The organism is Campylobacter sp. US50a (assembly GCF_004379015.1).
Taxonomy (GTDB): domain Bacteria; phylum Campylobacterota; class Campylobacteria; order Campylobacterales; family Campylobacteraceae; genus Campylobacter_D; species Campylobacter_D jejuni.
In genome coordinates, this window is record NZ_RYYJ01000075.1 from 1 (window position 1) to 387 (window position 387).

At 31.5% G+C, this 387-nt stretch carries 1 pseudogene; it reads right to left on the bottom strand.

Features of this window, described 5'->3' with window-relative positions:
* Nucleotides 1-22 precede the first annotated feature (22 nt).
* A pseudogene (locus tag ELQ11_RS09720) lies at nt 23-387 on the bottom strand (DUF1311 domain-containing protein); the annotation flags it as partial.

A 387-nucleotide genomic window follows, 5' to 3' on the forward strand; every position in this document is an offset into this window, starting at 1 on the left:
TCAAACATCAATTATTTCCTTTTTAAAAAGTGCATTTTAACTCTCTTTTATTACCTTCTAAAAGATAAATACGTGTTCTTGGATAGGTAGAATTCTCATCATTAAGAAATCTCCTATTCCATAGAGTAATATAATTCTTTCCTTGAAACTCCATAACATTATAAACTAAATAGCTTAGTATAGGAAGCTCAGAATCTCTTAGTATTCCTGAAATTTTATTGCTTGGCAGGGCATATGTTTCAAGTGCCATGCAAGGCGTCTCATTTACCATGCAAACTTCTTCTTCAGTTTTTGCTCCGCTAAAATGCAAATCATCTCCATAGATTTTACCACTTGCTTTTGCATCTAGCTTACCATTTTTATATATCCAAAGTGCACTAAAATATT